The organism is Citrobacter sp. Cf072, assembly GCF_030334485.1.
Lineage (GTDB): Bacteria > Pseudomonadota > Gammaproteobacteria > Enterobacterales > Enterobacteriaceae > Citrobacter > Citrobacter freundii.
On the sequence record NZ_JAOWDX010000047.1, the window covers coordinates 41,709 to 55,739 of the forward strand.

At 44.3% G+C, this 14,031-nt stretch carries 14 protein-coding genes and 1 tRNA gene; 3 read left to right on the forward strand and 12 right to left on the reverse strand.

What is annotated here, in order from left to right:
• Positions 1-8: 8 nt before the first annotated feature.
• The 5 genes from OGX66_RS18950 to hdeA all read right to left on the reverse strand — a co-directional run bounded on the left by OGX66_RS18950 (position 9) and on the right by hdeA (position 2,831).
• Complete coding sequence (locus OGX66_RS18950) at positions 9-437, reverse strand: urease subunit beta (RefSeq protein WP_044714084.1); 429 nt, start codon at positions 435-437, stop codon at positions 9-11.
• 18 nt (positions 438-455) lie between these two features.
• Positions 456-758, reverse strand: coding sequence for an urease subunit gamma (locus OGX66_RS18955; RefSeq protein WP_044714083.1), 303 nt, complete (start codon positions 756-758; stop codon positions 456-458).
• Positions 759-761: 3 nt separating this feature from the next.
• Positions 762-2,021 (reverse strand): ammonium transporter, encoded by a 1,260-nt coding sequence (locus OGX66_RS18960; protein ID WP_270935465.1) that lies wholly within the window; start codon positions 2,019-2,021, stop codon positions 762-764.
• A 95-nt stretch (positions 2,022-2,116) separates the two neighbouring features.
• Positions 2,117-2,407, reverse strand: coding sequence for an acid-activated periplasmic chaperone HdeB (gene hdeB, locus OGX66_RS18965; protein ID WP_121540277.1), 291 nt, complete (start codon positions 2,405-2,407; stop codon positions 2,117-2,119).
• A 109-nt stretch (positions 2,408-2,516) separates the two neighbouring features.
• Positions 2,517-2,831, reverse strand: coding sequence for an acid-activated periplasmic chaperone HdeA (gene hdeA / locus OGX66_RS18970; RefSeq protein ID WP_057102354.1), 315 nt, complete (start codon positions 2,829-2,831; stop codon positions 2,517-2,519).
• A 262-nt stretch (positions 2,832-3,093) separates the two neighbouring features.
• Here hdeA and OGX66_RS18975 point away from each other — a divergent pair, with 262 nt between their 5' ends.
• On the forward strand, positions 3,094-3,663 hold the full coding sequence (locus OGX66_RS18975) for an HdeD family acid-resistance protein (protein ID WP_003845049.1): 570 nt from the start codon (positions 3,094-3,096) through the stop codon (positions 3,661-3,663).
• Positions 3,664-3,879: 216 nt separating this feature from the next.
• Here the strand turns inward: OGX66_RS18975 and OGX66_RS18980 are convergent, their stop codons facing one another.
• The 6 genes from OGX66_RS18980 to OGX66_RS19005 all read right to left on the reverse strand — a co-directional run bounded on the left by OGX66_RS18980 (position 3,880) and on the right by OGX66_RS19005 (position 10,685).
• On the reverse strand, positions 3,880-6,999 hold the full coding sequence (locus OGX66_RS18980; protein ID WP_088903223.1) for an efflux RND transporter permease subunit: 3,120 nt from the start codon (positions 6,997-6,999) through the stop codon (positions 3,880-3,882).
• Between the two features lie 24 nt (positions 7,000-7,023).
• Positions 7,024-8,178, reverse strand: coding sequence for an efflux RND transporter periplasmic adaptor subunit (locus OGX66_RS18985; protein WP_088903224.1), 1,155 nt, complete (start codon positions 8,176-8,178; stop codon positions 7,024-7,026).
• Positions 8,179-8,214: 36 nt separating this feature from the next.
• Positions 8,215-8,604: a fluoride efflux transporter CrcB gene (gene crcB / locus OGX66_RS18990; RefSeq protein ID WP_088903225.1), complete on the reverse strand. Its 390-nt coding sequence runs from the start codon at positions 8,602-8,604 to the stop codon at positions 8,215-8,217.
• Positions 8,605-8,652: 48 nt separating this feature from the next.
• Positions 8,653-9,183, reverse strand: coding sequence for a helix-turn-helix transcriptional regulator (locus OGX66_RS18995; protein ID WP_088903226.1), 531 nt, complete (start codon positions 9,181-9,183; stop codon positions 8,653-8,655).
• A 530-nt stretch (positions 9,184-9,713) separates the two neighbouring features.
• Positions 9,714-10,307: a Slp family lipoprotein gene (locus OGX66_RS19000; RefSeq protein ID WP_003845054.1), complete on the reverse strand. Its 594-nt coding sequence runs from the start codon at positions 10,305-10,307 to the stop codon at positions 9,714-9,716.
• A 123-nt stretch (positions 10,308-10,430) separates the two neighbouring features.
• Complete coding sequence (locus OGX66_RS19005) at positions 10,431-10,685, reverse strand: YdgH/BhsA/McbA family protein (RefSeq protein WP_003845055.1); 255 nt, start codon at positions 10,683-10,685, stop codon at positions 10,431-10,433.
• A 519-nt stretch (positions 10,686-11,204) separates the two neighbouring features.
• Between OGX66_RS19005 and OGX66_RS19010 the strand changes: the two genes are divergently transcribed.
• Complete coding sequence (locus OGX66_RS19010) at positions 11,205-13,103, forward strand: methyl-accepting chemotaxis protein (RefSeq protein ID WP_286512084.1); 1,899 nt, start codon at positions 11,205-11,207, stop codon at positions 13,101-13,103.
• 174 nt (positions 13,104-13,277) lie between these two features.
• Positions 13,278-13,907: an ECs1377 family protein gene (locus tag OGX66_RS19015; protein WP_003028217.1), complete on the forward strand. Its 630-nt coding sequence runs from the start codon at positions 13,278-13,280 to the stop codon at positions 13,905-13,907.
• 51 nt (positions 13,908-13,958) lie between these two features.
• Here the strand turns inward: OGX66_RS19015 and OGX66_RS19020 are convergent.
• Positions 13,959-14,030 (reverse strand) — tRNA-Arg (locus tag OGX66_RS19020).
• Position 14,031 lies beyond the last annotated feature (1 nt).

Sequence of the window (14,031 nt, forward strand, 5' to 3'; positions counted from 1 at the left end):
ATAGGTCCTCAGCTAGGATTAGTAGGCATTTTGAAACCGGCTTGCCGGGCGTTATCAATGAGTGATTTTAACTTCGTGGGATCGTTGATCACTTCAGCGAGCTGTTCACCGGTCATGTCGACAAGGTTATTAAAACCAAAAATATCGTTATTACCGCTATAGGGGATAAGTTCTATTTCTATCTCATCACCGGGTTCAAAGCGTATGGCTGTTGTGGCGGTAATATTTAAGCGTTTACCCAGTGCGCTTTCGCGATCAAACTCCAGTTCTTTATTAACTTCAAAGAAATGAAAATGTGATCCTACCTGGACCGGTCGATCCCCTGTATTCTTGACACGTACTTTGGTTACAGGTTTCTCGGTATTAAATGAAATAGGGGAGGCTCCCAGAACGTAGCCACCATAGGGTACATTTTCTGCTTCTTTGTTCTGCGACATAGTCTATTTCTCCCGCTCTTAACGAATAGGGTCGTGCACGGTTACCAGTCTGCTGCCATCGGTAAAAATAGCCTCAACCTGTATTTGTGGGATAAGGTCAGCGACGCCTTCCATAACGTCGTCTTTAGTCAAAACATCTCTTGATTTATTCATGACGGTTTCCAGATCATTTCCTTCTCTGGCACTTTCCATGGCAGTTGACGCAATAATAGAAACGGCTTCCGGATAATTTAACTTAATTCCTTTTTCTTTCCGACTTTGCGCCACGTTGGCAAGTGAGTAAATCATGATTTTCTCTATTTCTCTGGGGCTAAGTTTCATAAATTACTCCTTACCTGAAAGGGTATAGGCATCTTCGCCAAACGCTGAATAATCAGGAGATTGGCGGGCGTCATTGGTCGAAATTCGCACTGGGGTGAATTTGTTAATTATCCACAAGATTAGAAGGGTAAAGATAAAAGACCATATGCTGGTAATAAGCACAGCGGCGAGTTGTTTTGCAACTTGCAAAATGCCACCACCTTCCAGCAAACCTGAAGGTCCTTTGCTATTCCATGCCTGTGATGCGAAAACACCAAGCAGGATTGAGCCTGTAATTCCTCCCATACCATGTACGCCAAAAACGTCCAGTGCATCATCAACATACTTTTTAACGAACAGTGCGCAGTAGTAGCAGACAAAACCGGCAATAATGCCAATTAATGCGGCTGATTGAATTGAAACATACCCCGCAGCAGGGGTTATGGTGGCAAGGCCTGCGACAGCTCCTGTCAGAAAGCCAACAAACTTTGGTTTACCGGTATGCATTTTCTCAATGAGTAGCCATGTCGCACCGGCAAAAGCAGCTGCAATGTCGGTGGTGACAAATGCAGAAACAGTAATTGTGTTAACCTGTAATTCAGAGCCTGCGTTAAACCCATACCAGCCAAACCACAGTAATCCCGCCCCCAGAGCAATATAAGGAATGTTGTGGCTACCATCGGGTTGAATGACTCGACGCCCGACGTATAAAGCGGAAGCAAGCGCAGCGAATCCTGCTGTCGCGTGGACAACAATACCACCGGCAAAATCAACTACTCCCCATTTAGCCATCACGCCCTGCGGGCTCCAGACCATATGCACAAACGGGCAGTAAACGAATAATGTCCAAAGGGTAATAAAAATCAGGTACGCCCTGAATTTTACCCGTCCGACAAAAGCGCCAGTAATAAGGGCCGGAGTGATAATGGCGAACATCATCTGGTAGACGAAATGTACCAGGATTGGGATCCCTGCCTCATTGCCGGTGAATAGCGTGTTCGCATTGATATTTTGTAAAAATGCATAGTGAAGCGGATTGCCAATAATGCCATTGAGGCTGGGACCGAAGGCCAGGGAATAACCCACAGCAAACCATAATATGGCTACCCAGCTCATAGAGACAAAACTCTGAAACATAATGGTGAGTATGCCTTTACGCTGGACTAACCCCCCGTAAAAAAAAGCGAGTCCCGGTGTCATTAACATGACCAGACTGGTGCATAACAGCATAAATGCTGTATTCGCTGGATCCAGTATTTGAAATTGTACAGGTAATATTCCCATATACCCTGTGCCCCTTGCTTAAGGTTTATAAAAAGATGTAACTTGGCTATTTTTCATACGAAGGATAAATTACTACTTAATTTATTAATGGATAATTACTTGTCTTTGAATGAATATAATTTTGATTGTGGGTTGCGTTTGCAATATTCAATGACTTGCGGGATGCTGGTAAGGTCTGTTTCATTCAGAGAAACAGAATCACCACCCTTATAAACCGTTTCTTCATTGAGCATCCACCATGCAACTGGAAGCATGGCCTTAGGATTCAGATTGATAAACTCCTGACAGGTCATTTTATCAAGACTGTTGTCTGCCGCATGCGTAACAGGGACGTTTAGCATAAATAAGGATAACAGGGGAGTAAGTGTGATAAGTACGCGTTTCATATATAACCTCATAGTGTCTTTAGTACAATTAATTTACTGAAGCGGGAACTGTTGTGGTACAGTTCTCGCTTCAGTGATATCAATAAAAAAATTACTGGTATTGGTTTAATTACAGATCTTTTTTGATTTTGTCCCACTCACTGTCAGCTTTTTTCTTAAAATTGGCTTTTTTATCCTGCATACATGCCTGCACCAGTGCAGGGGTCACTGTTTCAACCCCTTTAACATCCAGTACCGCGTCTTCTGGTTTGTCCTTTTTATTCAACGCCTCGGCAAAGCCAACCACTGTGGGTTGGAATGTGGTATCTGTGGCAAGAAAATCTTCACACGTCCATTGACTGACGGGTTTGTGATTTTCTGCCGCCTGACCCAGAGCAGGGATCATGAGTAGGGAGCCAACGATCATGCTTAATGTTTTATTCATCTAACGTACCTCGTGTATCAATTAATATCTATGGGTGAAAAGTCTGATTGCGACATTAAATATATATCCTGGAACAGCGTGGATGTCATATTTTGAATTGAATGGGGTTTTTAATATGTCCAATATTCTCTTTTGTTATTAGATAGTTGTAAGGCGTTTAAGAAGAAATCATCGGACTATATTATTAATGACGTAGTATTTATTGATGATATTTAGAATAAATTAATGTTGTCAGTAGTACTCTGACTAACAGGAGAAGCAAATGTTAAATGTAACACGAGATATTCTATCTAAGCTTGACGATGATGTGCTGGTCAAACAGCGGCGGTTTCTTAAGTTCTTGGCATGCCTGATGTTCTTGGGTGGGGTGCTTTTTATCCTTTTCCCTTATGTGTCTGGAGGCGTGCTCAGTATCATTGTCGGTGGGATTTTGATGTGCAGTGGTGTAGCGTTAGCAGTGGGTATGTTTAAAAACAGGGTGCATAATTTTTGGCCAGTTGTTTCTGGGGTAGTCGTCAGTATTGCATATTTTTTGATGGGGTATTTTTTTATTACTGCACCTGAATTGGGTGTTTTTGCTATCGCAACTTTTTTGGCATGTCTATTTTGTTTAGGTGGAATTATCCGACTGACTAACTTTTTTAAGCACAGAAAAGAGAAAAAGGTATGGTTACAGGGTGTTATAGGTATATTGGATCTCTTTATTGCATGGTGTTTTATTACTGCCACTCCGCAGGCATCAATTTATATGGTGTCAATGGTGACGGGAATTGAGCTTATGCTGAGTGGTATTAGTTGCGCATATATTGCTAATCAGTTTCGTAAAACCTGAAACTAAGTAGTTAGTTGTTACTATTATCTGGCCCCGATAGCGGAGTCATTACATTAAAAAAAACTGCCCTTGCGGGCAGTTAAAATCGGAAGCATACCAAATGTTTTCTCAGGGGATCAGTCTGCACTGATACCGATATTATCGTAAACACTCTTGCGATATGTTGCAAAACCTCCAGTACGTATTATTTAATAAATAAATCCTAACTAACATTGTTTATTTTCTTATCACTATTTTTGTAAAAAAACGATGTACAACAATAAAAAATACGGGAACAAAGAATATCGCCAGGACCGTTGCGGCAATCATTCCGCCCATCACGCCTGTGCCTACTGCGTTTTGTGCGCCTGAACCCGCGCCGTTGCTAATGACTAATGGAAGCACACCAAGAATGAATGCCAAAGAGGTCATCAGAATCGGTCTTAAGCGCATTCTGGCTGCGTCTAATGTCGCTTCAATATCGCTTTTACCCTGTTTTTGCATAATTTCAACGGCAAATTCTACAATCAAAATCGCGTTTTTAGCCGATAACCCAATTGTTGTCAGTAGACCAACCTGAAAGTAGACATCGTTGGATAACCCACGCAACCAGGTCGCTGATAAGGCGCCAACAACGCCAAGTGGAACAACCAGCATTACGGCAAAGGGAATTGACCAGCTTTCATAGAGCGCTGCCAGACACAGAAAAACAACGACGATTGAAATAAGGTACAGCATAGGGGCCTGGTCGGTGGATAAGCGCTCCTGGTACGACATTCCTGTCCAGTCATATCCGATGCCAGCAGGCAGTTTTTCGATGAGTGAGGCCATAAATGCCATGGCATCTCCGGTGCTTTTTCCCGGTGCGGCTTCGCCAAGAATCTCCATTGAAGGAGAGCCGTTATAGCGTTCAAGACGCGGTGAACCATAAGTCCAATCTGTATAGGCAAATGCGCTAAACGGTACCATGTCCCCAGAAGCGTTACGGACATACCAGCTATCAATACTTTCCGGAAGCATGCGATAAGGAATGGCTGCCTGTACGAAGACCTTTTTGACGCGTCCATTATCCAGGAAGTCATTAACGTAGCTGCTACCAAACGCGGTTGAGATCGTCTGATTTATATCGTTGAGAGATACGCCCATAGATTCTGCTTTTGCCGCATTGACATGCACCCGAAACATGGGCGTATCTTCCAGTCCATTGGGGCGAACGCCGACCACCTGTTCGGGATGCTGTTTTGCCATTCCGAGGAGCTGATTTCTTGCCTGAGTGAGCTTTTGGTGACCCAGATTGGCTTTATCTATAAGTTCCAGATCAAAACCTGAGGCCGTGCCAAGTTCCGGGACGGCGGGTAAATTGAAGGGATAAACAATAGCCTGATTTATTGTAGCCAGACCTCTGGTGGCACGTTGAATGATCGCATTAATACCATCGGCACTTGCCGTGCGTTCAGACCAGGGTTTCAGGCTTACAAAGGCCAACCCGTTGTTCTGACCTTGCCCGCTAAATCCAAAACCGCTGACAGTAAAAACTGATTCCACATTACTTTTTTCTTGCGTCAGGTAATAGTGGCTGACGTCTTCAAGTACTTTATTAGTTTTCACCAGCGTAGCACCCGGTGGCAACTGGGCCATGGTCAGCAAAACGCCCTGATCCTCCTCAGGTAAAAATGAGGTCGGAATGCGTAGAAACAGTAGCACCATGGCAATAATGATCAGTAAATACAGAATCATATATCGAGAAGTGACTCGCAGAATCTTGCGCGTACTGTCGCTGTAATGCTGGGTAAAACGCTCAAAGTGCTGGTTAAACAGTGTGAAAAAACGAGGTGCAGAATGGGAGGTATCATGATGCGCTGGTTTGAGCAGCGTGGCACATAATGCGGGCGTTAACGATAATGCGGTTAATAAAGAAAGCGCCATGGCGGCGACAATCGTTACCGAGAATTGCCGGTATATCTCTCCGGTTGAACCGCCCAGTAACGCCATCGGTACAAATACAGCCGAGAGGACCAGTACAATTCCTACCAGCGCCCCTTGTATTTGTGACATTGATTTATGCGTAGCTTCTTTGGGGGAAAGGTGTTCCTCTGCAATCACGCGCTCAACATTTTCCACCACCACAATAGCATCATCAACGAGCAGACCAATGGCCAGGACAAGGCCAAACATTGTCAGAGTATTGATGGTAAAGCCAGCAACGGAGAGAACGGCAAATGTGCCTAGTATGACAACCGGGACTGCTATTGTTGGAATAAGTGTTGCCCGAAAATTTTGTAAGAATAAATACATAACAATGAAAACTAAAACAATGGCCTCAACCAGCGTTTTAACGACTTCTTGTATGGATATCTTAATGAAGGGCGTGGTGTCATAGGGATAGACGGTTTTGAGACCTGGCGGGAACCAGGGCGAAAGTCGGGCTATTTCCTCTTTGACTAACTTTGCGGTATCCAGGGCATTGGCACCTGTGGCCAACTTAATCGCAATCCCTGCTGCAGGGTTCCCGTTGTATTTTGCTACAGTGCCATAACTTTCAGCACCCAGTTCAATGTGAGCAACGTCGTTCAATGTAATGTGTGAGCCATCTTGTTGAACTTTCAGTAGAATATTTCCAAACTCCTGTGTGTTTTGTAATCGGGTCTGGACGATAATTGAAGCATTCAACTGCTGGTTATTTGCCTGAGGTGCACCACCTAACTGTCCTCCCGATATTTGATTATTCTGTATTTTGACTTTCCGAATGACATCCTGAGGGACAAGCTGATATTGGTTGAGTTTGACCGGATCAAGCCAAATTCGCATGGCATGCTGTGAACCAAATAGTTGAATGCTGCCCACCCCTGCGATTCTGCTAAGCGGATCTTTGATATTGGACGCAACATAGTCGGCAATATCGTACTGGTTAAGCGCCCCATCCTCTGAAATAAATGCGGCAACCAGTAAAATATTGCTGCTGGCTTTATCAACACTAATACCTTGCTGTTGTACTTGCTGCGGTAATGACGGGATCGCCAATTGTAATTTATTCTGCACCTGTACCTGAGCGATATCAGGGTTGGTCCCCGACTCGAACGTGAGGGTCAGGGTGGCATTGCCAGAGGAGTCGCTGGTTGAGGACATATACATTAATCCATCCAGACCATTCATATTCTGTTCAATAATCTGCGTCACCGAGTTTTGTACAGTCTGTGCATCGGCTCCTGGGTATGATGCGCTGATAGTTACCGCCGGTGGGGCAATGTTGGGGTATTGAGCAATGGGCAACTGAGTAATAGCAATGACGCCGCTTAGCATCATGATAATAGCAAGAACCCAGGCGAAGACCGGGCGCTCAATAAAAAAATTAGCCATAGAAAAAACTCCTGTTACCCGGCCTTACTGAGGTAAAGGGGGGTTTGAATCTAAAGGGGAGGGGAGAGCATGAGCTTTAATGCCAGGCCGAATCTGTTGGAGCCCAGAAATAATGACCCTATCGCCAGGGTGCAAACCGGAAGTCACCAGCCACTTATCTCCTATTGCTTTGGTGGCAATAATTTCACGCGACTGGACAATGTTTTCCGGATCAAGAATAAGCGTTGTTGCTTTGCCGCTGGCATTGCGAGTTACCGCTTCTTGTGGAACCAACAATACATTGCGCTGGATACCCTCACTGAGCACGGCAGTGACGTACATGCCAGGTAATAGCGTGTTATCTGGATTAGGAAAAATTGCTCTGAGCGTAACAGACCCCGTTGTTTCATCCACTGTGAGGTCGGAAAACTGTAATTTCCCTGTGTGAGCATATTGCTTACCGTTATCAAACTCTAATATGGCCGTTGCCTGACCCTGGCTTTGCTCTATTATGCCTTGCTCCATGTCTGTTTTTAGCCGGAGAAAATCATTGGCGGACTGGGTAACATCCACGTATATAGGATCAAGACGTTGAACTGTGACCAGTGCTTGCCCCTGATTGGCGGTGACAAGTGCGCCGATGGTGACAGTTGACTTGCCGCTTAATCCACTCAGCGGCGAGGTGACGCTGGCATAGTTCAGGTTGATTCTGGCACTTTCAACCGCCGCTTTCGCCACTTGCAAGTTTGCCTGCGCTTCCTTCGCGTTAGTCTGGGCCTCGTCGTAGTCTTGTTGGCTGACATAATGTGATTTAAACAATGACGTAAAACGATTCAACGTTAAGCGGCTGTTATCTGCTGCTGATTGAGCCTTAGCCAGACTTCCCTTCGCCCGATCCAGTTCTACCAGTAAAGGGGCAGGGTCAATCTGGTACAGCGGTTCTCCGGCATTAACCGTGCTGCCTTCTTTAAACTGACGGCTGAGAATAATCCCCCCAACCTGCGGGCGTATCTCAGCAACTTCATAAGGTACAATTCGCCCGGGTAATTTACTGGTGATATTCACGGATTCTTCTTTAAGCGTAATAATACCGACATCCGGTATCACGGTATGTGGTGGGGCATTCTTACTATCATCACACCCCACAACGAATAGAATATTAACCAGGCCAATTACCGCAAATTTTCTTTTTATCTGCATTATATCCCTCACATATACGTTACGAAGGTTTACGGTTCATCGGTACCAATAGGTAATAAATGACGCAATTAAGAAGCCGGTATACACGGCGAGTAAGGAGAACAGCACGTGAACCGCGATTTCAGTACCGGCCCAAATGTAATCTTCGTTTTGCAAATGCGAAAATACCTCCTCTGAAAAAGTAGAAAATGTCGATAAACCACCACATAGCCCTGTGGTGACCATCAGCTTCACTGCCGGAGAAAATGATGTTAGTCGGGTAAAAAAAACTGTAGCAAATCCAATAATGAATCCGGCAATTATATTTGAAACGAGCGTTCCGGGGGGTAATAAAGGGAATAGTGCATTCAATCGCTGGGAAATGCCCCAACGTAAAGCACTACCGACACCACCACCAACCATAATGGCAATTAAAGATGCGAGCATAAAACCTTCTTTTCTAATGGATGTTTTTGAATGTCAATCACTTGTATTCTAAAAATAAGGTGATATCTTCAAGGTAACAAGATCGCTTATTCTTCTAAGTTTTAGCTTGAGCATGATATTAAATTTTTGAATGCGCATTGTTTGCTCTGAAATGTTCAGGGACTGCGTAATTTCATGTATGTTATGTTGGTTAATTATGGAGTTGACAAGTTTAAGTTGGTTGTGCGAGAGTGCCACGTTAGGTTTTTGATATGAAATTTTTTCATCTATGATGAGGGAGAGTAAATTTAATATCTGCTCTTTTCTGCTTACGAACAGTAAAGGCGACTGGCTTTTTAATTTGCTAATGTGAAAGGGGGCCAGGATGATGATCCTTTCAACATTGATGTCATTGAGTAGCTTGACCGTAGTTTCATCAATAATATTATTATGATAAGTGTCAATAATTATTTTTACATTGTGATCAAGATCATTAAAGTTAATATCTGAAAGTTGATTGATTTTGATGGTTTTTTCCTTTTCCTGTAGGTTAAAAACACCCTGGAAAAGGAAAAAATCCTTTGTGATAATGAAAATCATAAAAATGCTCCTTTGGTGCAGATGTCTAGTTATAATGTTTGTAGAAAACAGAGTTTTAACATTGGTGATCGAGTTTGATATGTAGGGGTAATTATCCCGTGTTATGCTTAGATAATAATATAAACATAATCTATTTTTATAATTTATCCAGAGATGTACCTATATAATAATCCTAAGTAAAATTCTTAATCCTGCAAAATATATGGTTTTTTGTTTTTAGTATAAGAATAATCCTGGTATTACAAATACTCCTTAGGTATTACTATGAGATATTATGTTTTATCTTATCCAGGATTAATTTATATAAGAGTAACTTGTTGTGTATCTGCCAGAGTATTAGGATTACTATGTCACTTGTATTGGTGACAAACTCGAGACTCCTTTACAGACTTTTGCTGGCGATGGATTCGCCAGCTTTTTTTATTCATCTTTAACAAGATAATTAACGGATGATTACTGATAATGCCCGGAAACGTGGGCCATCCAGGCATTGAATGGAGACGAGGTTATGAAGGGGGAGGTACCGAAACTTAAGGAGATAGCGTCTTTTCCACTTGCAGCGGCGGATCGTACCATCCCCAGCCAGGATACATCATACCATTCCAGTCGGCAGGCCAAACGGGTCCAATACCGTAATCAAAACCCGGTGCTGGCATAATACGTGTTTCTTCCTGCCATACCTGATACCCAAGAATATTCATTGTAACAAATGGGTAACTGGAATTACCGACCCGACCAGAACGGCTCCCGGTCAGGTTACCCAAAACGGTAACGTAGTGATTGCGGAAATTAACAGGGTCGAGAAAAGTTGAACTCCGGGCTAATAATCGTCCTTGATATGGTGTCCCGATTTCTGGTTTCGCATTATAATTAAGCGGTAGTACCGCTATTTCGAGCAACGTTTCATGCGGTTGGTTAACGACATTGATAACCAGTCCACCCAGTCGCGCTTGCTGTCCTACATAGAGATTGGGAGTTTGCTTCAGTTTTAGAAAATCTTTCTGCAGGTCTGGTTGGCCATTACCTTTAATTGATGAAGGAATGGAGGCACAACCTGATAGCAAGAGTGTCATCGCGGAGAAGGCGATATACGTCAGTTTTCCAGAGATATAAATTCTGGGCATATTATCTCCTTAAATATATTCAACGAAAAACAATAATTACATGCAATTACTTGACTCTCCTGTTTAGGGAGGGTCAAGTAATCATGGCGGTGCAGATTGGTAATGATTTATTTCTATTATGGTTTATTTATAAATATCAGCATTGATCGTTTTGTGTTCCGATTGCCCTTCAATTGAGGTAATTACATAGTATTTGCCACCCTTTTCATCCACCTTTTTGCTGAGCCCGTCATCTGTCATTGTAAAGCCGTCTTCAGTTACGCTAAGTTCTCCTATTTTTGTATATTTGCTGGCTTGCTCTGGTGAGATTTGTTCAGCGGCATATGCTGAAAATGCTAATGTTGAACCTAACAATGCAATAATACTGATTTTTTTCATAAGTTTATTCTCTTATAGATTAGTGATAAGCAATAATTATGTTAGATAACTTATTTTTTAATTCAATATAAATGTTGTTCGGATTTACCAATAGTAATTCATTATGCTAATAATTATTTGATTTGAATGTGTTTTTCTCTAGTTGAATATTTAATATAATAATCTTAATGCAGAATGATAATAGCACTTTGCAAAGTGTATTGTGTATTGCATCAATTAAATTACTGCTCTTTTGATCATTGTTTAAGGGAACACGAGATAAACCGGATGTCTGTGCCTGTATCGAACGGATAAACGCGCAACAAGAATAAAATAATAATCTATATTATTCAGAAAGATGAAATATAAGTTTGAATTACTGTGGTTGGGCAAACATTAATTCTGAGTAATATAGCCCAATAGAGGTATGTTGGTGAATATTAGGCCTAAAAACAATCACTTGTCTCATGGGGGATTTTAAAGAGAGGCTGTTTGATGCCGATAACCATGGTGAAAATATGGTTAATGGAGGGAAGTGGCATGTGGTGGGTTTATCGAATGCCGATGAAAATGAAGTTAATAATCGCGCTACAACCCCTATTGCTGGCGTTGTGTTGGTTTGCAGGTTCAGGAATATTGGCGCGTATTGAGACAGAACGGCAGATGGAGAATATTGCCCAACTGACAGCGCTCGCACGCAGTGCCGGAAATGTGGTGCATGAACTGCAAAAAGAACGGGGAATGAGTGTCGGATTTCTGGGGGCTGCAGGGACTACGTTCAAAGATGAGTTAAACGCGCAGCGGGCTTTGACCGATCGCGAGATCGAGGTATTCGTGCGCTCGTTGTCCGATACTGCATTACCGGAAGGGGATGTTGCTACCTCTGTCGCTGCGTTTAAGAAAAACATTCTTTCGCTCGCCACCATCCGGGAAAATGTCACGCAGTTGGGGCTTCCGGCCGCAGATGTGGTTAAGTTTTACACCAACGTCATTGCTGATGTGCTGAGTTTTGTCGGCAAGTTGGGGCAGTTGACGGATTCTGGCGAAATGGCAAACGCATTTGCCGCCTACTACAATCTGCTGAATTTGAAAGAACAAGCGGGTATTGAACGGGCACTGTTATCAAATATCTTTTCCTCCGGTCATTTCGCCGACGGACAGTTACATCAGCTCAGTGATGTCGTCAGTAAACAGAACGTCTGGCTGGCACAATCGTTGCGGCTGAGCTCGCCGGAACAGGCGGCCATGTTGAAAAATCGCTTACAATCTGCAGAAGCGTCAAAAGCCCTCTCATTTCGTGAAACCGCGTTTAATCATGTCGAGAACGGTGGATTTGGTGTCGATCCTACTACCTGGTTCAAAGTACAAACCCAGCGTATTGAAGTGATGCGGCAGATAGAAAATGTGACGGCGAATCTTCTGTTGGCGAATGCAGAAAAACTCGCGCAGGATGCACGAAAAAACTGGCAAATGTATATGGTCGTCAGCTTGTTAGCGCTACTGGCATCATTGACCTTCGCTGGAGCCATCGCAATCAATATGCATCGACAATTCAGCGACACGCTGCGCAAGATTGCGGGGATGAATGGCGATCTGACTCAACGTCTGGCGACGCCGGGTAAAGATGAGCTTTCCTCACTTAATCGTGCCTATAACACGATGCTGGAAAGTATTCAGCATATCGTACAGGAGATTAAACAAGGCGCCGTGGTTTTGTCCGATGCCAGCAGCAGTATTACGGTGGGAAATCAGGATTTGGCTCAACGTACAGATGAACAGGCTGCATCAATAGTACAAGCCGTGGCCAGTATGGAGCAGTTATCAACTGCGATTACGCAAACAGCGGATAATGCCCGCGAAGCGGAGCATCTGACAATCAGGTTGGAAAAAGAGGTCCGACAGGCCAGTAACGTTGCCACTGCGGCGAACCAGAGTATGGGGGATATTCGCGCTTCCAGTGAGAAAATATCGAATATTGTGACCTCAATTGATGATATCTCGTTTCAGACTAACTTACTGGCGCTGAATGCGGCAGTGGAAGCTGCGCGGGCAGGAGAGATGGGCAGGGGGTTTGCGGTTGTGACCAGTGAAGTGCGGAATCTTTCCCAGCGTTGCGCCAAAGAAGCTAACCAGATCCGCGAGCTGGTTGCGCAGAACATGGTTAAAATTAGTGAGGGCGTTGAGCGGGTCACGGCATCAGCTACCGCGCTGGAAGCGGCAGCGGACAATACCACCAGTATGAAGCAATATATTGCGGATATCGCGCGCGTGGCGACAGAACAGTCGCAAGGGGTAACCCAGATAAACCAGGCTCTGCGACCGATGGAGCAGGTTACGCAGCAAAATGCGGCGCTGGTTTCTCAGGCCGCGAGCGACAGCCAGCGGCTGGACAATCTGTCGGTCACCATGAAGGGGCTGGTCAATCGTTTTGTTGTCTGACATGACGCCGCTGTACCGATCCGGTAAACGCGCCGGATCGGTCAGTTGTCGTCATCTTAGTGTGATGGTATGAAGCAAATATTGGGTGGGTTAAGCAAAGATTCCTGACATAGCAATCTTGTCGCTGGTAAAGTGAACAACCGATACCGAGATGTGGCCAGAAGGGAATGCCGTGTGACTGAACGTATTGATTATGAGACTGAAAAATACAGCTTTACTGAGGCGACTGAGAGTTCCCGCCTTACCGGCCAGTGGGCTGATGTTATTACTGAATGTCGCGAATTGAAGGCGGGACCGCAAGAGCGTCTGCGTATTGCTTTATTGAATGTGGACTACGTGACCAGTTTTGAGTTGCCTTTCCGCCTGTTATTACTCCGTACTCCGCAACTGATTGCCAGCGTGCGTGAAGAGCTGCAGCTTAGTCAGAAAAACGTCATCTTTAACGGCAAACGCTTTGGTTGTGTTTACAGCCTGAAAGCGAGTCTCGGTGGGATACCGGATGAATTTCAGTACCGCCTGTCGCATCGAATCCGGCGCATTAGTCCTGCAGGTTCAAGCGAAGCGCCATATCAGCAGATTGCTAAAACAGTAAAAGCACCACGCGAACGTCTGAAGCTGGCACTTGAATCGGGCCTTGATGTCACTGCGCTGGATGGGCTTTTCTGGTTTGGCAGCCAGCGTATTGCCGCTGATGTGTTGAGGCTGAGAAAAGCAGGGATGCGGATAGCTACAAAGCAGACAATGGTGTCCGACAATCTTACTGCAACAGTGAGGAATGTGCCGTTCTACCGCCTGGCCCAGTGATGAACTGGCTGGTAATTGATTGGATTTAAACAGGATGCATTAATTTCAGAGTGTCCCCTGCAGGAATCGAACCTGCAACTAGCCCTTAGGAGGGGCTCGTTATATCCATTTAACTAAGGGGACG